Here is a 22200-nt window from a genome sequence, read left to right on the forward strand (position 1 = left end):
GAAGCGCAAAAGCCCGGCCAACCGCCGGGCTTTTGTCATTTAGACTCTATCGATATGGACGCGCATGCGTCCTGCCAGGTCCTGGATATACTGCCAGGCGACGCGGCCGGAGCGCGCGCCGCGCGTCGTTGCCCATTCCAGCGCCTCGGCATGCATCTTGTCGCGTGCGAGCCCGAGCTTGAAGTGATCGGCATAGCCGTCGATCATGCCGAGATAGTCTTCCTGGCTGCATTTATGAAATCCAAGCCAGAGGCCGAAGCGATCGGACAGCGAAACCTTCTCCTCGACGGCTTCGGACGGATTGATCGCTGTCGACTGTTCGTTTTCCATCATGTGACGCGGCAAAAGATGGCGCCGATTCGACGTGGCATAGAAGAGCACGTTGTCCGGCCGTCCTTCGACGCCGCCGTCAAGCGCCGCCTTCAGCGACTTGTAGGCGGTGTCGTCGTGATCAAAGGAGAGATCGTCGCAGAAGACGATCACGCGGTAGGGGGTATCTTTCAGGAGGTCGAGCAGGTTGGGCAGGCTGGCAATATCCTCGCGGTGAACTTCGACCAGCTTCAGCGCGACGCCGCTTTCGTGCCTGACGTCCTCGTGCACAGCCTTGACCAGCGACGATTTGCCCATGCCGCGCGCACCCCAGAGCAGCACATTGTTGGCCGCATAACCTGCGGCGAAACGCACCGTATTTTCGTGCAGGATGTCGCGCACGTGGTCGACGCCGCGGATGAGCTTCAGCGCCACCCGGTTGGGTTTCTTAACGGGCTGCAGATGCTGGCGCAGCGGCGCCCAGACGAAACAGTCTGCCGCGTTCCAGTCGTTGACGGCGGGTGCCGGTCCGGCAAGACGCTGGACGGCATCAGCGAGCCGCTTCAGCTCGGCAAGCAAGGCGGTGTTGATTTCCTCGGTCATCGCAAGCTCCTGATTTCTTGCTGCGGCAATCCGCTTTATCTTTCGATGCGGGTAGCATGGCGTTTTGCCGCCGGAAAGGTTATGAGGCAGCGGAATCGGTACTGTTTCCGGCTGTTTCTGTTGCATTCATCGAAGCGGCAACTATAGTCCGGCAACCTGAAAAATGAGGCGGAGTTCCGCCGCCAAGCCTGAGGAGTTTAGCATGTTCATCACCCCGGCATTCGCCCAGAGTGCGACCGACACCGCAACCGGTTTCGGCAGCTCAGGTTTCGAAATGATCATTCTGTTCGTGCCGCTGATGGTCGTTTGGTACTTCCTGCTGATCCGTCCGCAGCGCGCCCAGGCCAAGAAGCGTGAGGAAACCCTGAAGGCGATCCGTCGCGGCGACCAGGTCGTGACCGGCGGCGGTCTCGTCGGCAAGGTGACGAAGGTCGTCGACGACAAGGAAGTCGAAGTCGAGATTGCCGAAGGCGTTCGCGTCCGCATCGTCCGCAGTGGCATTTCGGAAGTTCGCGTCAAGGGTGAACCTGTCAAGGCCGACGCGGCGTAACAGGCGATAACGGCAAACCGCCGGATCGGAAGATCGTCGAGAGAATGTTGCATTTTTCCCGCTGGAAAACACTTCTGATTTGGCTGGTTGCGCTTACGGCCGTCGTCATCGCTGCGCCCAATCTGGTGAGCGAGGCACAGCGTGCCTCTCTGCCGGATTGGCTGCGAAACGATCGCCTGATGCTCGGCCTCGATCTGCAGGGCGGTTCCCATATCGTTCTGAAGGTCGAGCGTTCCGATATCGTCAAGGACCGCCTGGAAGAGGCCGTCGCGAATGTACGCAACGCGCTGCGCGGCGCCGGCATCCGCTATACCGGGCTGACCGGCAACGACCAGACCGTCACTGTCCGGATCACCGATCCCGCCGAGACGCAGAAAGCGGTCGATCGTCTGAAATCCCTGACGACGACCGGCGGAGATTCCGCCCCTGGGCTCGCGCTGCAGCAGGGCGGCGAAGGGCAGCTTTCCCTGCAGATTTCCGACGCCGGCATTACCGCTGACGTCGCCTCCGCCCGGACCCGGTCGCTCGATATCGTCGCCCGCCGCATCGCCGGATTCGGCTACGAGAATTTCCTCGTTCGTCCCAATGGCGACGACCGGATCACCGTGCAGGTGCTGGGATCGGTCGATGCCGAGCGGCTGAAGAACCTCCTCAACCAGCCGGCCAAGCTTTCTTTTCATCTGATCGATGAAAGCATGTCGGGGCAGGAGGCGCTGAACGGTCGCTGGCCGGCGACCTCGCAGGTGCTCTATTCGCTGGACGATCCGCCGGTTCCCTATCTCGTCGACCGTACGGCATTCGTCACCGGCAGCAACATGGTCGACATCCAGCCGGTCGTGGATCCGCAGACGCAGGATACCTCCATTGCCTATCGTCTGGATGCGGAAGGCACGCGGCGGCTGGCTGAGGCGACGGGGCAGAATATCGGCAAGCATCTTGCCATCGTCTTCGACGACCAGGTCATGTCGGCGCCGGTCATCGATGCGGCGATCACCGGCGGTGAGGGCCGGATATCGGCGAACTTCTCCGAAGATGGCGTCCGCGACCTTGCGGTAATGCTGCGGGCAGGGGCTTTGCCGGCAACGCTGACGAGCGTCGAGGAACGCAGCGTCAGCCCGAGCTTCGGCGCTGACTCCATCTTCTCCGGCCTCATTGCCGGCCTCGTCGCCGTGCTGCTGGTCGCAGCATTGATGATCGCGCTTTATCGGATTCTCGGCCTCGTTGCCGTCGTCTCGCTCTTCTTCAATCTGATCCTGATCATTGCCGTGCTGAGCCTTGCCGGCGCGACGCTGACCTTGCCCGGTATTGCCGGCATCGTGCTCATTGTCGGCATGGCGGTCGATTCCAACGTGCTGATCTACGAGCGCATCCGCGAGGAGGAGAAAACCGGCCCCTCCTTTGCGCAGGCGGTCGGCCGCGGCTTCTCGCGCGCCTTCGCAACCATCGTCGATGCGAATGTCACGATCTTCATCGCCGCCGTCATTCTCTTTTACCTCGGCAGCGAATCCATTCGTGGTTTTGCCGTGACGCTGGCGGTCGGCATTCTGACGACCGTCTTCACGGCATTCACGCTGACCCGCTCGATTGTTGCTGCCTGGCTGGCGCGACGCCATCCGCGGCACCTGCCGAAAGGCGTCCTGACCCATCTCTTCGAGCACGCCAATATCCGGTTCATGGGCATCCGCCGCTATGTCTTCACGGCGTCGGCTGCAATCTCGCTGATCGCCATGGCGGCCTTTGCCACCGTCGGCCTGCAGCTCGGCATCGACTTCACCGGCGGCTCGCTCATCGAGGTGACGGCGAAACAGGGCAATGCCGACATCGCCGATCTCCGATCGCGCCTCAACGATCTCAATCTCGGCGAGGTCGGGGTCGAACGCACCGGCGGGCCGGCGAACGCGCGGATCCGCATCGCGTCCCAGGGCGGCGGAGAGAATGCCGAGCAATCGGCAGCGACGCTGGTGCGCGGCGAGCTCGAGGCGGATTATGATTTCCGCCGCGTCGAAGTCGTCGGCCCGGCCATCTCCGGCGAATTGACGATGATGGCGACGCTCGGTGTCGCTGCCGCGCTCGCGGCAATCCTGCTCTACATCTGGATTCGCTTCGAGTGGCAGTTCGCCGTCGGCGCCATCGTCGCAACGCTGCACGACGTCATCATCATGCTGGGGCTTTTCGTGCTGACCGGCATCGAATTCAACCTGACGAGTATCGCCGCGGTGCTGACCATTGTCGGCTATTCCCTGAACGACACCGTCGTCGTTTATGACCGGATGCGCGAGAACCTGAAGCGATACACGAGGATGCCGCTGCCGATCCTGATCGATGCCTCGATCAATCAGACATTGTCGCGCACTGTCCTGACGGCGGCGACGACGCTGCTTGCCTTGCTGGCGCTCTGCCTGTTCGGCGGGGACGTCATGCGCTCATTTGCCTTTGCGATGCTCTTCGGCGTCGCTCTCGGCACTTTCTCTTCGATCTATATCGCCGCTCCCGTACTGATCGTCTTCCGGCTGCGGCCGGAGAGCCCCGACGGGGAAGAGAGCAGCAAGACGGATGCCGGTGTTAAATCCGGCACAGTGGTTTGAAAACATGGCAAAAGGCATAGAAATCCGCGCCGCGCATTTTCCCGGGCGCGCTCCGATCGACACTTACGGCAATGGCGGCTTCCGTTTTGCCGACATGTCGCATCGCGGCTCGATCCTTTGCCTGCCCTCCGGCATTCATGGATGGGACATGGACATGTCGAAGCCGCTGTCGCTTGAAAATTTTCGCCGCGTGTTGGAGGAGGCCGCCGATATAGAGGTTCTGCTCGTCGGCACGGGAACCGAGCTTCGCCGTCTGCCCGACGAATTGAAGCAGGCGCTGAAGGCGCGCGGCATCTCCTCCGATCCGATGAGCACGGGTGCCGCGGTGCGCACCTTCAATATCATGCTGTCTGAGCAGCGCGCCGTCGCGGCGGCCTTGATTGCGGTCTGACGATGGCTGACGCGAATATTGCGACGAACCAGGATATCTGCCTGGCGATGCTGCGCGACAATGATCGCGACCGCTATCTCGCCTGCCTTCTATCGCCGCAGGACAAGCGCGGCGCGCTTGCGGCGCTTTACGCGTTCAATGCCGAGCTTGCCCGCATCCGCGACCTGGTGCACGAGCCGCTGCCCGGCGAGGTGCGCATGCAATATTGGCATGACCTGCTGGAAGGCAGTGCGCATGGTTCGACGGCGGCCAATCCCGGCGCCGCCGCGCTTCTGGAGGCAATCGAAACTTATCGCCTGCCGCGCAAGACGCTGGTCGACATGATCGAGGCCCGCACGTTCGACCTCTATGACGACCCGATGGAAACGCGGCTGACGCTCGAAGGTTATGCCGGCGAAACCGCCTCCGCGCTGATCCAGCTTGCAAGCCTTGTGCTTTCGCCGGAGGATGCCTCACGATCGGCCGATGCCGCCGGCCATGCCGGCGTCGCCCAGGCGATTGCCGGCCTGTTGCTTTTGATGCCGCTGCATCGCCGCCGCGGCCAGCTCTATATTCCGCTGCAGATCCTTTCAGCCACCGGCCTCGACCGCGATGCCTTCCTTGCCGGCGAAGACCGACCGCGCATCTCCGCCGCCATCGAGGCCTTCGCCGGCCTCGGCCGCGAGCATCTGGCAAAGGCGAGGGGGGCAGGGGCGATTGCGCCAGCCGTCTTTCCGGCCTTCCTGCCGGTCACACTGGCCGAGCCGGTGCTCCGGAAGGCGCAGAGGCGGGGCGCCCTGCTGTTCGACCGGCCGCTGCAGCCGCCGCAATGGCGCCGCCAGCTCGCAATGGCGCTGGCTGCATCGCGCAGGAAAATCTGATATCGGTCAAATTCGCGCAAGTCTCGCGCGCTACAAGGGCCTGACCGCTACCCTTTGAACGGAGACTCGGCGTGGGCATTATCGTCTGGTGCGTCCTTTTCGCCATCGTCATTTTCTTTGCCTTCGTGGCAACACGCATGGCTGCGCAAAACAAGGAAGACGGCCTGCACGACACCGGTCTCGCCATCATCGAGTTCGGCCGCGCCTTTCCCAACGAGGCGATCCGCCAGCTGCAGGCGACTGAAAACGGTCAGGCGATCTTCGTGCGCCTCCACGACAACAAGGCCGGGCTGATGCGCAACATGGCGCGCCACTTCTCCTGCCATCTGATCGAGCCCGGCCGTGTGCGCGTGGTAAGCTCGGAGACGGGCAGGGGGCTGGCGATCGAATTTCTCGATGCGCCCAGTCACAACGGACAATTCGAGTTCGCTTCGCCGAAGGAGGCTTCCGAAGTTGCGTTGTGGCTGCTCGGCAACTACATCGCTGAGCCGGATAAGGACCTGCCAGCCGGCCATATATCCGCGGCCAACAAGCAGTAGGGCAGCTGCTCAGGCGCTTTCGGCAAAGCTCGGTGTCTGGCCGAGCCAGGCGGCGCAGTCCGCAAGCGCGCGACGCGCGATCAACTGCCGTTTCATGATCGTCTTATCCTTGCCGCGGAAGCGCTTGACGCCCTCGGGCTTGACGATCGAGCCGGGCTCAAGCTCCGGAAACAGCCCGAAATTGATGTTCATCGGCTGGAACGAGCGTTTGCCGGGCTCTTCGTCGGTGACGATGTGGCCGCCGGTGATATGACCGAGCAGCGAGCCGAGCGCCGTTGTCGCCGGCGGCAGCAAGATCGCTTCGCCCTTGCGTTCGGCGGCGGCAAAACGGCCGGCCATCAGCCCAACGCTGGCGCTTTCCACATAACCCTCGCAGCCGGTGATCTGGCCGGCGAAGCGCAGGCCGGGCCGCGACTTCAGCGTCAGCGACGGATCGAGCAGGGTCGGGGAGTTGATGTAGGTGTTGCGATGAAGGCCGCCGAGACGGGCAAATTCGGCATTTTCCAGGCCTGGGATCATCCGGAAGATTTCCGCCTGCGCGCCGTATTTCAGCTTCGTCTGGAAACCGACCATATTGTAGAGCGTGCCGAGCGCATTGTCCTGGCGCAGTTGCACGACGGCATAGGCCTTGACTGTCGGATTATGCGCGTTCGTCAGCCCCATCGGCTTCATCGGCCCGTGGCGCAGCGTCTCACGGCCGCGTTCGGCCATCACCTCGATCGGCAGGCAGCCGTCGAAATAAGGCGTGCCTTCCCATTCCTTGAAGCCGACAGTATCGCCAGCGATCAAAGCGTCGACGAAGGCATTGTACTGCGCCTCGTCCATCGGGCAGTTGATGTAATCCTTGCCAGTGCCGCCGGGGCCGACCTTGTCGTAGCGCGACTGATACCAGCAGATATCCATGTCGATGCTGTCGCGGTAGACGATCGGCGCGATGGCGTCGAAGAAGGCGAGCGAATCCTCGCCCGTTTGCGCCTGGATGGCGCTGGCGAGCGACGGCGCTGTCAGCGGCCCGGTGGCGACGATGGCAAGATCCCAGTCGCGCGGTGGCAGGCCGGTGATTTCCTCGCGCACGACGGTGATCAGCGGATGGTCGTGGATCGCCTTGGTCACGGCTTCGGAAAAGCCATCGCGATCGACGGCCAGCGCGCCGCCGGCCGGCACCTGGTGGCGGTCGGCGGCAGCCATGATCAGCGAGCCCGCCATGCGCATCTCGGCATGGATGACACCGACGGCATTGCTGGTCGCATCGTCGGACCGGAAGGAATTGGAGCAGACGAGTTCGGCAAGACCGTCGGTCTTGTGCGCATCCGTGCCGCGCACGCCGCGCATTTCATGCAAAATGACGGGAACGCCGGAGCTGGCGATCTGCCAGGCGGCTTCCGAACCGGCAAGCCCGCCGCCGACGACGTGAATAGGAGGATAGGAGATCGTGTTCATTCCGGGCTGATATCATGTCGGCAGATGCGATCCAACACCCGGAATCAAAAACGGCGCCCTGATGGCGCCGTCTTGAAGCATCGTGCCGGTTTTCCCGCGATTAGCGGAACGAGCGGGATGCGATGTTACGGATGTCGTAGCGGCTGACGCCGATGTCGGACAGGGTCTGGTTCGACAGGTTGCCGAGTTCGTTGAGTGTACGGCGGTAGCTGAGCCAGCTTTTTGCAATGCGGATCGGGTTCATTGTCATCTTCCTCGAACAAATGTCCGCTTGACGGCGGGATCGCCTGTCTCTCTGCGGTTGATGTTTATATAGGCGAAAACCCTCTCATTGTGCAGTGCAAATAAAAGGCGTCTGCCATGCAAATGTGCAATATGATGCTTGAGAATTAAGCGGTGAACATTTTTTGAGCGGGCTAAGGAACTGGGAAGATCCTGCAACCGAGACGACCGTCGATTGCCGCAAACGAAAACGCCCGCTGCGGTGCAGCGGGCGTTTTAATCTTGGGGGATCTGCTTGGGAGGAAGCAGAAACCTTTGAATTAACGCGAAGAAGCTTCGCGGGCGACGCGATGGATATCCGAACGGTCGATGCCGAGGTCATGCAATTCGCGGTTGGTCATGCGGCCGAGTTCGGTGACCGTCTGACGATACTTGCGCCAATTGTTGAAAGAGCGGGTGATGTTCATGTTAAGCCCCTTTCCGAGGGTTTGATCTGCCAGCAGCCACCCATCGGCGCTGACCTCTATTTGATGACCGCAATATATGTTGCGGCGCGAAGGACGAAAACAGCCAAGTTTTCAGGTCACCTATGCGAGTTATGCAATGCTTTACACAATCTTACCGCAGTCTGGTCAACGAATAGGCAAAGTCACTTGAGCGAATACCCGAGCCTTGAAGTGGCGAAGGGGCTGCGATGAGGAAAACCCGCCTCTGGCGAGTTGGGCGCTGGGCGGGCGGTCCGGTGCCGGTTCGACAAGCTGTCAGTCATTGCGATTGCCCCACGCAAAGCGGCGCGATCACGAATGCGGTGCCACGGCTTGAGGCGAAGAAAAATCCGGTGGATCTTGCTTTCCCGATGGCACAGCGCAGCTAGTATCGGATGTGCTAACGCCTTGAACTTACGCATTATGCTGTCTTCAAATAAAACGCCCGCCGGGGGAGGATCCGGCGGGCGCATTATAGTGACTGGCAACTGGGAGGAGGAGTGTCGCCAGTCTATCGCAGCGCGCTTGGGAGGAGGAGTGCGCGGCTGCGAATCTCGTCACGGATAAAGCAATCCGCGGGCGTCCGGCGGTGCCGGGCCGGGGCGCCATCCCCGTGCTTCGATATCTGGGTAAATAGTATGACTAATTGATATTTTGCAGTGCAATAATTACATGAGAGATATGCGTAATGTGCATACCTCTTCCTTCATATGCTGATATTAGCAGTTCCGACGTTAGCGCCCGGTTAACATCTGACCCAAGTTAGACCAATGAGGAATTTGCATATTTAGCGCTGAGGCGTTTGCGAAGCTGCCTGCTGCGTCTATAAATGACGGCAGCCGCAGCGCGAGCGTCGCGGAACCGAGGGGTGGAAGCATGTATCGCGGCAGATTGGAGCGGGATCTCTCGCTCTGGGTGGGCAAGGGTCTGCTGGCAAAGGAAACGGCCGGCGCGCTTCTCGCCGAATATGACAGTCGCCCGGCCAGCTTCAGCCTCGGCCGGGTGCTGATGGCGCTGGCGGCGGTGCTGCTTGCTGCGGCCGTTTTGCTGGTTGTCGCTTCCAATTGGGAGGCCATTCCGCGCCTCGTCCGCGTCGGCGCTATCCTCGCCCTGATCTGGGCCGTGCACATTGCCGCCGCCCTGATGCTCGCCCGCGGTGCGGCGGCGGCCGCAGGCGGCTTGTTGGTCATCGGCGCGATGAGCTTCGGGGGCGCCATTTCGCTGGTCGGGCAGATGTATCATCTCTCCGGCGACCAGCAGACGGTGATGTATCTCTGGTTCGCCATCGCGACGATCTCGGCGATTCTGTTCCGTTCGGGCGCGGTGGTGGTCGTTGCGGGCTTTCTCTCCTGGGCGTCCTTCGCCGTTTATCTCGAGAACCATGACACGCATTGGATCGGGCTCGATCCCTGGATGGCGCCGGTCATGGCGGTGATTGTCATTGCGTTGGTGCGTTACACCGGCGCTGCGCGAGCACGTCATCTCGCCTATTTGCTCCTGATCGGCTGGCTTGCATGGCTCTACACGCTCTATGAGCAGATGGCGGTGGCGCTCGCCTTCGCCGTCGGCGGCATGGCGGCCTTCGTGCTGACAGCGTTGCCACATCCCCGTATCGCGCCCCTGGTCAGAAGTGCCGGCGCGGCCCCGGCTTTCTACAGCTTCCTCGTCGCCGCAATCGGCTTCCTGCTCCTGCATATCGAGATTGAGCAGGGATGGCGGCTGGTGGTGCTCGGTCTGGCGACACTTGCCGCCGCCGTGCTGGCGATCGCGCTGCATGGCAGGAACAATGGCGCCGTGCGTTACCTCGCCTATACGACTTTTGCCGCAGAGATGCTCTATCTCGCTTCCGTCACCGTCGGTTCGATCCTCGGCACGTCGAGCCTTTTCCTGTTTTCAGGTCTTGTGGTCGCGTTTGTCGCCTGGATCGTCATTCGGCTCGAGCGGCGCTTTTCGCGGGAGGCGCGCGCATGAGTTCGTGGATGGCAAGGCTGCAGTCCGGCAAGGGCTACCTGCTTTCGGCGGTCATCGTCGCCGGCCTGCAGACCATAATCCTCGGCACGATCATCCAGAGCCGGGCGTCGATTCTCAGCAATGGCGCCGAAGTGCTGCTGAAGACGGCCCCGGTCGATCCGCGCGATTTCCTGCGCGGCGATTATGTCGTCCTGAACTATGACATTTCCACCGTGCCGGTGCAGACGGTTTCCGGCGGCGTTCCGGCCCAGCCGGGCGAACGCACGCTATGGGTCCGGTTGAAGAAGCAGGCGGACGGTTTCTGGACGGTGACCGAATCGTCCTTCCACGCGCTGCCGCCGCAGCCGGAGACGGTGATCCTGCGTAGCCAGCCATTCTATAGTGGCGGACTGGCTGCGGGCGACAGCGTCCGCGTCGAATACGGCATCGAGCGTTATTACGTCCCCGAAGGTCAGGGTAAACCACTGGAGGAGGCGCGCAATGATGGCAACGTCGCAATAGCGGTGCGCGTTTCAGCGGACGGAAGCGCGCAGATCCGCAGCCTGCTCGTCGATGGCAAGCCGGTTTACGACGAGCCGCTTTACTGATCCCGCAAGCCTTCGGGGCAGGGGCGCTTTTAAGGCGCAAATCCCCTGTCATTTGCCGTTCATTTTTCCTTTGCCTCGACCAAATCGGGTGATATAGAGACGCCGCGCTCCGGAAGGCCTCGTGCGCAGGCATAGGCATGCGGTTCTGTGGACGCGGGTATGGTGAAATTGGTAGACACGCCAGATTTAGGTTCTGGTGCCGCAAGGCGTGGGAGTTCAAGTCTCTCTACCCGCACCAGGCTGTTTGCAGGGGGAGACCAAGAACTTGGTTGTCCCCGAATGACCGAAGGTTGTTCCGAATACTCGGAAGTGAGTGCCGTTCCCCTTTTGGCGGAATGATACAGGAATTGGGAAAAGCCACGCGCGGCACGCTGCCGGCGTCGTGCTCATCGAAACGAACGGCGTCTGGGCACGGCCGCCACGACATGAAGGTAGGAAGACATGCAGGTTATCGAAACGCTCGCTGAAGGGCTGAAGCGCGAAATCAAGGTCGTTATCCCGGCCAAGGACATGGAAGACAAGATGAATGAGCGTCTTGCCGATGTGAAGGACAAGATCCGCATCAACGGCTTCCGTCCGGGCAAGGTCCCCGCAGCTCACCTGAAGAAGGTCTATGGCAAGTCGATCATGGCCGAGCTCGTCAACGAGATCGTCCGCGAACAGCCGACCGCCATCCTGTCCAGCCGCGGCGAAAAGTCGGCCACGCAGCCGGAAATCGCCATGACGGAAGACAAGGACGAAGCCGACAAGATCCTCTCCGCTCAGCAGGATTTCGAATTCACGCTTTCCTACGAAGTGCTGCCGCCGATCGAGCTGAAGTCGGTCAAGGGCATCAAGGTCACGCGCGAAGTCATCGACATCTCGGATGACGAAGTCAACGAGCAGGTCCTGAAGGTTGCCGAAAGCGCCCGTTCCTACGAGAGCAAGACCGGCAAGGCCGCCAACGGCGACCGCGTCACCATGGATTACGTCGGCAAGGTCGACGGTGAAGCCTTCGAAGGCGGCACCGACCAGGGCGCCGAGCTGGTGATCGGTTCCGGCCGCTTCATCCCCGGCTTCGAAGACCAGCTCGTCGGCGTCAAGGCCGGCGAAGAGAAGACCATCACCGTGACCTTCCCGGCCGACTACCCGGCCAAAAACCTCGCCGGCAAGGAAGCGACCTTCGACATTACGGTCAAGGATGTCGCAGCCCCCGGCGCTGTCGAGATCAACGACGAACTCGCCTCCAAGCTCGGCATCGAATCCGCCGATCGCCTGAAGGAGATCGTCCGCGGCCAGATCGAATCGCAGTACGGCTCGCTGACCCGCCAGAAGCTGAAGCGTCAGATCCTCGACCAGCTCGACGAGATGTACAAGTTCGACACTCCGTCTTCGCTCGTCGACGCCGAATACAACGGCATCTGGAGCCAGGTGAACAACGACCTCGCTCAGTCCGGCAAGACCTTCGAGGACGAAGACACGACCGAAGAGAAGGCGCGTGAAGAATACAAGACGCTCGCCGAGCGTCGCGTCCGCCTCGGCCTCGTTCTCTCCGAAATCGGCGAAAAGGCCGGCGTCGAAGTGACCGAAGACGAGATGCAGCGCGCCATCTACGATCAGCTGCGCCAGTATCCCGGCCAGGAAAAGCAGATCCTCGAATTCTTCCGCAGCCAGCCGGGTGCTGCCGCTTCGATCCGCGCGCCGATCTTCGAAGAAAAGGTCATCGACCACCTGCTGACCGAGATCGACGTCACCGACAAGAAGGTGACGAAGGAAGAGCTGCTCGCCGAGGAAGAAGGTGAAGCCAAGGCCGAGACCAAGAAGGCCGCGCCGAAGAAGAAGGCTGCCGCCAAGACCGAAGCCGCCGAGGCTGGCGAAGGCGAGGAAGCCGCTCCGAAAAAGAAGGCTGCTCCGAAGAAGAAGGCTTCCGAGGACAGCGCCGAATAATCGCTTCCCGGTTCAGACGTTTGGAAGGCCCCGCCATCGTGCGGGGCCTTTTCTTTTTCGACCATCCGGCCTTTCATGGTTTATCGCAGCAACAAATAGTTGAAATAAAGTATAATTCGATGCAGATTTGTTGATGGTTGGAGGGACCTGAAAATGACTGCAAAATACGACATGAAGAAATTGGTGGAGGAAATCTATGCTGTGCGCGACCGCGGCGATATCGAGGGCACGCTGGCGCTGATCGGAGAGGATTGCACTTTCCGGATGGCTGGCAATACACGGCTGGCGCCTTTTTCGACTGAATTGGGCGGCCATGCCTTTCGCCAGGTGATAGCGCAGCTCATCACCGTGTGGGATCTATCCAAGATCAGTACGACCGGCATCCATGTGGACGAGGATGCGCAGATCGTCTTCGCCCACCGCGAAGGGGAGGTCACACATATCCCGTCCGGCGTGAGCTTCCACACGGAATTCGTCGACAAGATCCATTTCAGGGACGGGAAACCGGTCAAGATCGTCGAATTTGTCGACACGCTACAGGTGGCCGAGACAACCCGGATAATCCAGGTCGCTTAAGCTGCCACCAGAGCGCCTCGCACCAACCTTGCTTCAAGCGAGGCGCTTGAGCGGGAACTGTGGCTCAATGCCGTGTCAGCTCCGCGACTTTCCGGACATGGCTGACGGCCGCGGCCCCACCGGCGGTTTTGGTGAAGAGGCTGAGCGTCTCTTCCTCGTCGTCCGCGACGGGTGTCAGGGCCTGATCCGTGTAGCTCTTCGACTTCGCATCCCGTGAAATCAGAAAAGCCGAAATCGTCAGGCCGATGATCGTGCCGGCGAGCGAAACATGTTTGCTCAAGGTTTCCCAGGCAAAGCGCGGCCAGAAGACCAGCGGATTTTCACGCGGCAGTTCGGGGCGCCGCTCCGACGGCGTCTTCAGGCGCATGAGGCCGCTTTGCAGCGGATGTACGTTTTCCAGCGGCACGGTGGTTGCGAAGGAGACGAGAACCTTGACGAGCCTTGCGAGCGGCACGCCGGTCGCCACGGCCCGTCGCAGCAGCGTCTTCATATGGTCAGGCGAATAATAGAGCGACCATGCCTCGTGGTAGATGTCTTCCCACTGCTGCTTGCTCATCTTGGGGTGCGCAGTGCAGACATGTTCGACATCGTAAATGTTGAGATCGCCGTCCATCTCGACGCCCTTCTTCCACAGGACCTGATGGTCCTCGGAACCTGGCAGCGGTGTCAGGATGAAGAATTCGATGACGTCGAGCGGCAGCTCTTCCTGAATGATCGCGATATCGCGGCGGATCGATTCCGGCGTATCGGCCGGGAAGCCTAAGATATAACCGGCCAGCGTCATGATGCCCTGCGCCTTCCAGGCGAGCAGCATCTTGCGGTATTCGGTGATCTTGTTCTGGTTCTTCTTGGCGGCGGTCAGATTATCAGGATTGACGTTTTCGAGGCCGATGAAGACGCGGGTGACGCCGGCGCGGCGGGATTTCTCGATAAAGTTCGGGATCTTGTGGCAGAGCGTATCGACCTGGATCATCAGCCCGAGCGGAATTCCGTCCCGCTCCTTGAGCTCGATCAGCCGATCGAAGATCGCCTCCCAATCCTTGTTGCGGGCGAAATTATCGTCGGTGATGAAGAATTTATGGATGCCCTGCGCCCAGTTCATCCGCACCAGCTTTTCGACATCGTCGGCGGAGCGGAAGCGCGACTTGCGCCCCTGCACGTTGATGATGGTGCAGAACGAGCACTGGTAGGGACAGCCGCGCCCGGCGTCGAAGCTGGTGCTGAGGCCGAGCGTGCGCTGGATATTGTCCTTCGGCAGGAAGGGAACCGGCGTGCCGCCGATGCCGGGTAGGTCGTTCATGAAATTGTAGAGCGGCTTCAGCTCGCCGCTCGCCGCGTCGCGCAGCACCATGTCGAGCCGCCCCTCGGCCTCGCCCGCGAACATCGAGATGCCCATGTCGCGGCAGGCGTCGAGCCCGACCGCCTTGCCGTCGAGCATCGACAGGCAGCCGGACACGTGGAAGCCGCCCATCGAAACCGGCAGGCCGGCATTGCGGAAGGGGCGGGCGATATCGAGCGCGCGCGGATATTGGTTCGACTGGACGCCGACCAGCGCGACCATGCCGAAATTGCCGTGGCGCTTGAACTGGGCGAGCAGCCGGGGGAAATCGATGCGCGTATTGGTCTCGTCGATCACTGTAATGTCGATCGCCGTATCGGGTCCCAGCACCTGGCGCTCGGCGCATTCTGCGGCGATGCCGTAGAGGGCCGCGAGCGAATTCGAGGGGATCATCGCCCGCCACCAGCGGATGACGTAACCGTCATCGTCGTAATGCGACGGCTTGATCAGGATCAGCTGAAAACGTCTGCGTGCGGCTTCCAAAGCATGGGACAAGAGTATCTATCTTTCTCTAGAAACGTCTGCCCGGAGGCAAAATGGCGTTGAAGGCACAAGTCAGGCACGGCGTATCAATGCGCCTTATCAGGGTTCGAACCAAGGCGCAAAAATCGAACACTGCGCGCAAAAGTTTGGGCGGCGCGCCGTTCCTCAATATACTACACGATATCGAGCAGCAATGCGCGGTGGTCGGAGACCTCAGGCGTCGCCACCACCTCGAACCCGGCAACCTTCACCTCCGGCGTAACCAGCATGTAGTCGGCAAAGCGGCCCTGCTTCAGATAGTAAGACGTCCGCGTGTCGACAAGGCCGTTTCCGGTGACGAGATCGGAAAGGCCCAATCGGGCGAGGACCTTAAAGGTCGCGCTGTCGGGCAGCACGTTGAAATCGCCGCAGACCACCAGCCCTTCGCCTCCGGGCCAGACCCGTTCGACGAGCCCGGCCAGCGCCAAAGCCTGCTCTTCGCGCGCCGCCGTATCGCCCTTGCCGGCTGGGTCGCGCAGGCCATGCATATGGGCGATAGTAATCGCGGAAGCGTTCCCATGGCTGAAGAGACGGATGCAATGCGCGTTTCGCGGGCGGGGATGTTCGCCCCAGCCGCTGGCGGAAAAACTGCCGTGCACGAAGTCCATCGCCTGGGCGATGACGGAATGCGATTTGCGCACGAAGGTCGCCAGCCCGAATTCGGCGATAATGGCGGCATCGCCGTCGAAAAGCGTGCCTCTCGATGTCGGGCAGAAGAAGCCGTCATGATCGGTCAGGGCGGCGCTGATCTCCGCAAACAGATTGGCGTGCTGCGGCAGCTCCAGCCCCGCATCGCGATAGATCGACCATCCGGAACCAGGATCCGGCGCCCGCAGTACCTCCTGCAGGCACGGCACGTCAGGATCGGTCTGCCTGACATAGTCGATCAGCGCCTCATGCAGTCTGCCGCCCCATGCGTTCAGCGAAATGATGCGCAATGTCTTCGGCTCCCTTGGGTGGCCGGATGGAGATGGCTGCCCTGTCGCTGTGCGCCTACAATTCCGACTTGATGTCGCCCATCCGGTTCCAGGCGTCGAGGCCGGCGATCTTGTAGGCTTCGGCGAGCGTCGGATAGTTGAAGGTGTTTTCGACGAAATATTCGACCGTGCCTTTGAGGTTGAGCACCGCTTGGCCGATATGCACCAGCTCGGTGGCACCTTCGCCGACGATATGCACGCCGAGCAGGCGGCGCGTCTTCAGCGAGAAGATCAGCTTCAAAAGCCCGGTGTCAAGGCCCATGATATGGCCGCGCGAGGTCTCGCGGAAGCGGGCGATGCCGCATTCATAGGGAATGCCGCGCTCCTTCATCTCTTCTTCGGTCAGGCCGCAGGTCGAAATCTCCGGCACGGCATAGATGCCGTAGGGGAAATATTTCGGCGGCTCCTTGGCGACCGCGCCGATCGCCACGCGGGCGGCGATCCGGCCCTGCTCCATCGAGGTCGAGGCGAGGCTCGGAAAGCCGACGACGTCGCCGGCGGCGTAAACGTTCGGAACCGAGGTCTGAAACGTCTCGGGATTGACCTTGAGACGGCCGCGGTTGTCGGCCTCGAGGCCGATCGCCTCAAGGTTCAGCGTGTCCGTCGCCCCCATGCGGCCGGCCGCAAAGAGCACCATGTCGGTCGTCAGACGCCGGCCGCTGTCGAGCGTCAGTTCGACCTTGCCGTTATCGAGCGTCTCGACCTTGTCGGCCTTCTGGCCGAGCAGCAGTTTCATGTTGCGGTCGCGCAGCTGATAGGTGAAGTCCTCGATGATTTCCTTGTCGATGAAGTCGAGCATCGTCGCCTTCGGGTCGATCACGGTGACGGCGGTGTCGAGTGCGCTGAAGATCGTTGCATATTCGATACCGATGACGCCTGCACCGATAACGATCATCGAGCGCGGCAGCTCCTGGATGTCGAGCAGCTCATCGCTGTCGAGAACGGTCTTGCCGTCGAAAGGAATGTAGTCCGGGCGGAACGGCTTGGTGCCGACGGCGAGCAGCACGCTGGCGGCGCTGACCTGGGTGACCTCGCCGTCATCCTTGATCACCTGCAGCGTTGAAGCATCGACGAAGCTCGCCTTGCCGCGAATATGGTGCACGCGGTTGCGGGCAAACTGGTGCTCGAGTACCTCGACCTCGTGGTCGAGGGTAATCAGTAGGCGGCGGCGCAGGTCTTCGGCGCTGATCTCCTGCTTGACGCGGTAGGATCGGCCGTAAAAGCCGCGTTCCCGCCAGCCGGAGAGATTGAGCGCCGTCTCGCGCAGCGTCTTCGAGGGGATGGTGCCGGTATGAACGGACACGCCGCCGACGCGCTTGCCCTGCTCGATGACGAGCACTTTCTTGCCGAGTTTCGCAGCCTGGATCGCGCCGCGGCGCCCTGCGGGACCGCTACCCACCACAACGAGATCGTACTGAAACATCCTCTAGCCCCGGATTGGAATGGAATCATTTGCGACAAAAATGTCGCCCCTCATCGGTAGCCGGTCAATGTTACAGATTGTTTTACGACCATTGATTCCGCCGGACCTGTGTTTTTCAGATCAGCTTCAGCCCTTTCAAGCTGACATGGCCGTCCTTGCCGATGATGATGTGGTCGTGGACGATGATATCAAGTGCATAAGCCGCGTCGATGATTACTTTCGTCATATCGATGTCAGCGCGCGACGGCTTTTCATGCGCGGGTGATGTAATCCGCGGAAATATCGCCCACCCCGGTAACGCCGAGCAACGCCATATTGCTATGCAGTTCCGCCTTCAGGATATCCGCCGCCTTCAGCACGCCCGGCAGCCCCGCGACGGCTGCGGCATAAAGGAACGGCCTGCCTACGAACACGAAACAGGCCCCGAGCGCCAGCGCCTTCATGATGTCAGTTCCACGCCTGATGCCGCCGTCGACCATGACGGTGATGCTGTCTCCGACACGTGCCGCAATTTCCGGAAGGACCTGAAGGGGAGATGCGGTGCCGTCAAGCTGGCGGCCGCCATGATTGGAGACGATCACGCCATCCGCCCCCGTATCGGCCGCCCGTGCCGCGTCTTCAGGATGCATGATCCCCTTGACCACGAGCTTGCCGGACCACCTCTTGCGGATCTGCTCCAAATGGGCCCAGTTGAGATGGTCGCGCCTGCCGAAATCGCGCATGACGTTGGAGGAGATGATCGGCGCGCCTCTTGTGGCATAGGAATTCTCAAAATGCGGAATGCCGTGCCGGGCGATCGTGCGCAGGAATGTACCGGTGCTCCAGCGAGGGTGCGAGATGCCCTGCCATGCCAAGCGGAGACCGGGACGCAAAGGCGTCGAAAATCCAGCCCTGACATTGTTTTCGCGGTTGGGCAGCGTGGCCGTGTCCACGGTCAGCAGGAGCGTGCCGATGCCGGCCGCAGCGACGCGATCGATGAGAGCATCGATACGATCGGGTTCGCCGGGCAAATAGGCCTGAAACCATGCTTGTGGCGAGGCCGCAGCGATCTCTTCCAGGGGGATGAGTGACGAACCGCTTATGATCATCGGGATTCCCGATTGGTCCGCGCCTTGCGCGAGCGCGATGTCCCCCCGATAGGCCATCAGCGCGCTGATCCCCATCGGCGCGATCCCGAACGGCACGGCATAAGTTTTGCCGAAGAGGCTCGTCGCGGTGCTGCGCGTCGAGACGTCCCGAAGCACACGCGGCCGGAAGGCGTAGGCCTGGAAGGCCTCTGCGTTATGCCGCAGCGACGCATTGGTCTCGGTCGCGCCGGCGATATAACCGAACAGCGGCTTCGGCAGATGTCGCCGCGCCTTGATTTCAAAGTCGTCGAGGCAAAGCACGTCGCGGCAGAGCCGGGTCGATCGATCAGTGTTACCGCTGCGGATCGTCATGAGCTTTATCTTCTCGGTATCCCCGGCGGGCATTTGTTCAGCGAATGGGGCGCAGATTGCATACAATCGCGCGTCACCCACTGCTGTCAACTCCAGCCTTGCTCAATCTCCGCTCGCCTCGAATGCTATCTTGCGACCTCGCTGGATCGGCGGCATCGCCAGGACAAGCCTTGATATTGTGGGCGCGCCGGGCTCTGCATCCCGTCGGCGATCAGCCCCAGTGCTTTTCAGATCAGCTTCAGCCCCTTCAGGCTGACATGGCCGTCGTTGCCGATGATGCCATCGTCGTGGACGGTGATACCGGAGCGCCTTGGCCGCGTCGACGGGCTTGAATGGTTAAACGGCAATTGGCGTAAACCAAGGCTGATTGGCTGCCGCTGCGCAGTCAACAACGGCATCGACGAATGCGACACCCTTGAGCCCATCATGTGCCGTCGGAATATCGCGTCCGATCGCTGTCGGTTCGCGTCCTTCGCGCTTGGCACGGATTGCCTCAGCAAAGCCGGCATACAGATTCGCAAATGCCTCGAGATAACCTTCGGGATGGCCGGGAGGTGTGCGGATCCGCGCTTTGGCGCCTTCGCTAAGGTCGTCCGCACCGCGTTTGACGATTTCAGTCCTTCCATTCAGCCGAGCGTGCACGAGCTCGTTCGGTTGCTCCTGGAACCACGTTAGCGAGGCCTGCTCGCCAAACACCCGGAGCCGCACGCCATTTGATGATCCAAGCGCTACCTGTGAAGACCAGAGAAGTCCGCGGGCGCCGCCTTCATAGCGCAGCATGACATGAGCGTTGTCATCCAAGGCGCGCCCTTCAACAAAGGTGGCGAGATCCGCGGTCAACGATTGAAGCTTGAGGCCTGAGACGAAGCCAGCCAGATGGTAGGCATGCGTGCCGATATCGCCGATCGAGCCACCACGACCGTTTTTCTTCGGATCAGTGCGCCAGGCGGCCTGAGCATTGCCTCTTGTCTCAATGGCGGTTGCCATCCATTCCAGCGGGTATTCAACTTGGACGGTACGGATCTTTCCGAGCTGACCGGTCGCAACCATATGCTTGGCTTCATGTATCATCGGATAGCCAGAATAGGTATATGTGACCCCCATGAACCGGCCGCTACTGCGAACCAAGTTTTCGAGCGCGACAGCGTCTTCCAAAGTTGCGGTCAAAGGTTTCTCGCAGATGACGTCGAAACCCGCTTCCAGAAAAGCCTTGGCGATGGGGAAATGAGTGAAATTGGGCGTGCAGATCGCAACGGCATCGATCCGATCCTCACGGCTGCTTTCGCCCGCGATCATCGCCTTGAAATCATCATAGGAGCGCGTGCGATCCAAACCTTCGCTTGCCGCGAAGGCGTGACCGCGGGCAGCATCGACGTCGAATGCGCCAGCGACCAAGGCCCACGCCCTGTCCTGGCGAGCCGCGATACGATGAATATTGCCGATATAGGCGCCGTTGCCGCCCCCCACCATTCCGAGGCGGAGCGGCATTTGCGAAGAAGAGTTTGTCGTCATGGCTGTCCTCAATCAAGTCCGAGCATGGCTCGATTGGCGTCCTTGTTGGCGCCGGATTTCACGAAGTCATCGAACGCACGGTCCGCGACCCTGATAATGTGCTCGCGGATGAACTTTGCGCCTTCCGCGGCACCGTCCTCCGGATGTTTGATGAAGCACTCCCACTCCAGTACCGCCCATCCATCGAAGTCATAGGTTGCCAGTTTGGTGAAGACAGCGCCGAAATCTACCTGACCGTCGCCGAGTGACCGGAATCGTCCGGCGCGCTTCGACCAAGGCTGGAATCCGCCATAGGCGCCCGTTTTGCCGTTCGGCCTGAACTCGGCATCCTTGACGTGGAACATCTTGATGCGCTCGTGGTAGTGATCGATGAATTCCAGATAGTCGAGCGCCTGCAGGACGAAGTGGCTCGGATCGTAGAGGATGTTGCAGCGGCGATGATTGCCGACGCGCTCAAGAAACATCTCGAAGGTCAGTCCGTCGTGGACATCCTCGCAGGGATGGATCTCAAAGCAGAGATCGACGCCCTGTTCATCGAAGTCGTTCAGGATTGGCATCCAGCGCCTTGCAAGCTCATCGAAAGCCTCGTCGACCAGGCCCTCCGGCCATTGCGGATAGGGGTAGAGATAGGGCCACAGCAGCGATCCGGTGAAGCTGACATGGCGATCAATACCGAGATTCCGCGAGGCGCGGGCAGCAAAACGCATTTGTTCCTCAGCCCATGCCCGGCGCCCGGCCGGATTGTTGTGGACATTGGCGGGGGCGAAACTGTCCATGATCCGGTCATGGGCAGGGTGGACGGCAACGAGCTGGCCGGTGATATGCGAGCCCAGTTCGGTCACTTCAAGGCCACTTTCCGCCAGCACCCCCTTGAGGTCATCGCAATACGTCTTGCTTTCGGCTGCCATCTTCATATCGATCAGGCGATTATCCCAGGTCGGGATTTGAACGCCGGCGAAACCTCTGGCCGCGACCCACCTGGAGAGGCTGGAAAGCGAATTATAGGGGCTTCGTCAGCTGCGAATTGGGCGAGATAGATGCCCGGTCCCTTGATCGTTTTCATGCTTTTTTCCTATTCGGATAAGGCTTCTGCCGGCGCCGGGGGGCCGCCGTCATAGGCTCCCCAGACCGATTGATCGAAATGAACGACGGAGCCTGTCATCATTCCCGAATCGTTCGATGCGAGAAAGAGGACGGCCCGGGCGACTTCTTCGGGCGCCAGAATGCGGCCAAAGGGTTGCGCCGCCGCGGCCGTGGCGAGCCAGTTGGGGTCGGCTCCGTGGTATTCGCGCTGAATGCGATCTTCGCCGTCAGACGCCATCCAACCGATATCGAGCTGGTTCACGCGGATCTGGTTGCGCATCAGGGCGTAGCCGGAGTTCCGGGTGAGCGTCGCCAGCGCACCCTTCGACGCAGAATAGGGAGCTAGAAATGGCTGGCCCGCATGCTCCGATGTCGAGCCGATATTGACCATACTGCCCTTGACGCCACCACGGATCATCAGTCTCGCCGCTTCCTGCATCAGAAAGAACGGTGCCCGAACGTTGACGGCGAACATTCGATCGAAAAGATCTGGAGACGAATTCAAAAGATTGCCTCGGTCAGTGAGGCCGGCGGCATTGACCAGAATATCGACTCTGCCGAATTCGGAGTCCGCTTTGGCGATGATCGACCGGCAATCTTCGACTTTCTCAAGATCCGCCGGGACAAATGTCACCGGCACCCCGGTTTCGCTCGTTATCGAAGCCGCAACGGCGTTGCCTTTTCCGGCATTTCGTCCGCAGGTGATGATGCCGGCGGCACCTGCTTTAGCGAAGAGTCGCGCAATTGCCGCACCCAGTCCCTGCGTCCCACCCGTGACGACGGCGATTTTTCCCTCGATACTGTTCATCTCAGACACCTACACGCTGCTTCTGGCGGATCTTTTCCTGATCAGCGCGTGCT

At 61.0% G+C, this 22200-nt stretch carries 19 protein-coding genes, 1 tRNA gene and 2 pseudogenes; 10 read left to right on the forward strand and 12 right to left on the reverse strand.

The window, feature by feature from the left end; genetic code table 11:
• Positions 1–39: 39 nt before the first annotated feature.
• Positions 40–912, reverse strand: a complete 873-nt coding sequence (locus CO655_RS16170) for an ATP-binding protein (RefSeq protein ID WP_097665447.1) — start codon at positions 910–912, stop codon at positions 40–42.
• Between the two features lie 202 nt (positions 913–1114).
• On the opposite strand from CO655_RS16170, the gene yajC reads away from it, so the two are divergent.
• From yajC to CO655_RS16195, 5 genes are all read left to right on the forward strand, one after another.
• Entirely contained in the window at positions 1115–1462 is a 348-nt protein-coding gene (gene yajC, locus CO655_RS16175) for a preprotein translocase subunit YajC (protein WP_064683514.1), read from the forward strand.
• A 44-nt stretch (positions 1463–1506) separates the two neighbouring features.
• Positions 1507–4047, forward strand: a complete 2541-nt coding sequence (gene secDF / locus CO655_RS16180; protein ID WP_097665448.1) for a protein translocase subunit SecDF — start codon at positions 1507–1509, stop codon at positions 4045–4047.
• Positions 4048–4051: 4 nt separating this feature from the next.
• On the forward strand, positions 4052–4438 hold the full coding sequence (locus CO655_RS16185; protein WP_039619395.1) for an Mth938-like domain-containing protein: 387 nt from the start codon (positions 4052–4054) through the stop codon (positions 4436–4438).
• 2 nt (positions 4439–4440) lie between these two features.
• The gene (locus CO655_RS16190; RefSeq protein WP_097665449.1) at positions 4441–5298 is read left to right on the forward strand and encodes a phytoene/squalene synthase family protein; all 858 of its coding nucleotides are present in this window, start codon (positions 4441–4443) and stop codon (positions 5296–5298) included.
• A gap of 71 nt (positions 5299–5369) precedes the next feature.
• Positions 5370–5837 carry a hypothetical protein gene (locus tag CO655_RS16195; protein ID WP_097665450.1) on the forward strand — a complete coding sequence of 156 codons (468 nt, stop codon included), beginning with the start codon at positions 5370–5372 and terminating at the stop codon, positions 5835–5837.
• Between the two features lie 9 nt (positions 5838–5846).
• Here the strand turns inward: CO655_RS16195 and trmFO are convergent, their stop codons facing one another.
• The 3 genes from trmFO to CO655_RS16210 all read right to left on the reverse strand — a co-directional run bounded on the left by trmFO (position 5847) and on the right by CO655_RS16210 (position 7966).
• Positions 5847–7277, reverse strand: a complete 1431-nt coding sequence (trmFO, locus tag CO655_RS16200) for a methylenetetrahydrofolate--tRNA-(uracil(54)-C(5))-methyltransferase (FADH(2)-oxidizing) TrmFO (RefSeq protein WP_097665451.1) — start codon at positions 7275–7277, stop codon at positions 5847–5849.
• Positions 7278–7377: 100 nt separating this feature from the next.
• Positions 7378–7521, reverse strand: coding sequence for a DUF1127 domain-containing protein (locus CO655_RS16205; RefSeq protein ID WP_010030024.1), 144 nt, complete (start codon positions 7519–7521; stop codon positions 7378–7380).
• A 298-nt stretch (positions 7522–7819) separates the two neighbouring features.
• Positions 7820–7966: a DUF1127 domain-containing protein gene (locus CO655_RS16210; RefSeq protein ID WP_004678838.1), complete on the reverse strand. Its 147-nt coding sequence runs from the start codon at positions 7964–7966 to the stop codon at positions 7820–7822.
• An 894-nt stretch (positions 7967–8860) separates the two neighbouring features.
• Between CO655_RS16210 and CO655_RS16215 the strand changes: the two genes are divergently transcribed.
• From CO655_RS16215 to CO655_RS16235, 5 genes are all read left to right on the forward strand, one after another.
• Entirely contained in the window at positions 8861–9955 is a 1095-nt protein-coding gene (locus tag CO655_RS16215) for a DUF2157 domain-containing protein (protein ID WP_097607046.1), read from the forward strand.
• Positions 9952–10542: a GDYXXLXY domain-containing protein gene (locus CO655_RS16220; RefSeq protein WP_097665452.1), complete on the forward strand. Its 591-nt coding sequence runs from the start codon at positions 9952–9954 to the stop codon at positions 10540–10542. The genes CO655_RS16215 and CO655_RS16220 overlap by 4 nt, the downstream gene beginning before the upstream one ends.
• Positions 10543–10695: 153 nt before the next feature.
• Positions 10696–10780: transfer RNA gene (locus CO655_RS16225), tRNA-Leu, on the forward strand.
• Positions 10781–10983: 203 nt separating this feature from the next.
• Positions 10984–12468 carry a trigger factor gene (gene tig, locus CO655_RS16230; RefSeq protein WP_097665453.1) on the forward strand — a complete coding sequence of 495 codons (1485 nt, stop codon included), beginning with the start codon at positions 10984–10986 and terminating at the stop codon, positions 12466–12468.
• 153 nt (positions 12469–12621) lie between these two features.
• On the forward strand, positions 12622–13044 hold the full coding sequence (locus CO655_RS16235; RefSeq protein ID WP_097607049.1) for a nuclear transport factor 2 family protein: 423 nt from the start codon (positions 12622–12624) through the stop codon (positions 13042–13044).
• A gap of 64 nt (positions 13045–13108) precedes the next feature.
• Here CO655_RS16235 and CO655_RS16240 read toward each other — a convergent pair whose 3' ends face one another.
• The 8 genes and pseudogenes from CO655_RS16240 to CO655_RS16275 all read right to left on the reverse strand — a co-directional run bounded on the left by CO655_RS16240 (position 13109) and on the right by CO655_RS16275 (position 22147).
• Complete coding sequence (locus CO655_RS16240; protein WP_097665454.1) at positions 13109–14878, reverse strand: radical SAM protein; 1770 nt, start codon at positions 14876–14878, stop codon at positions 13109–13111.
• 161 nt (positions 14879–15039) lie between these two features.
• Positions 15040–15843: an endonuclease/exonuclease/phosphatase family protein gene (locus CO655_RS16245; protein WP_097665455.1), complete on the reverse strand. Its 804-nt coding sequence runs from the start codon at positions 15841–15843 to the stop codon at positions 15040–15042.
• Positions 15844–15898: 55 nt separating this feature from the next.
• Entirely contained in the window at positions 15899–17305 is a 1407-nt protein-coding gene (gene sthA, locus CO655_RS16250; protein WP_097607052.1) for a Si-specific NAD(P)(+) transhydrogenase, read from the reverse strand.
• Positions 17306–17420: 115 nt separating this feature from the next.
• A pseudogene (locus tag CO655_RS16255) lies at positions 17421–17567 on the reverse strand (JAB domain-containing protein); the annotation flags it as partial.
• Entirely contained in the window at positions 17557–18744 is a 1188-nt protein-coding gene (locus tag CO655_RS16260; protein ID WP_097665508.1) for an alpha-hydroxy acid oxidase, read from the reverse strand. The pseudogene CO655_RS16255 and the gene CO655_RS16260, both read right to left, overlap by 11 nt.
• Before the next feature lie 336 nt (positions 18745–19080).
• Complete coding sequence (locus tag CO655_RS16265) at positions 19081–20256, reverse strand: Gfo/Idh/MocA family oxidoreductase (protein ID WP_245423839.1); 1176 nt, start codon at positions 20254–20256, stop codon at positions 19081–19083.
• Between the two features lie 8 nt (positions 20257–20264).
• Positions 20265–21319: pseudogene (locus CO655_RS16270) on the reverse strand (sugar phosphate isomerase/epimerase).
• Positions 21320–21328: 9 nt separating this feature from the next.
• Positions 21329–22147 (reverse strand): SDR family oxidoreductase, encoded by an 819-nt coding sequence (locus CO655_RS16275; protein WP_097665457.1) that lies wholly within the window; start codon positions 22145–22147, stop codon positions 21329–21331.
• Positions 22148–22200 lie beyond the last annotated feature (53 nt).

Origin of the sequence: Rhizobium sp. M1 (assembly GCF_002531805.1) — a bacterium.
GTDB lineage: Bacteria > Pseudomonadota > Alphaproteobacteria > Rhizobiales > Rhizobiaceae > Rhizobium > Rhizobium etli_C.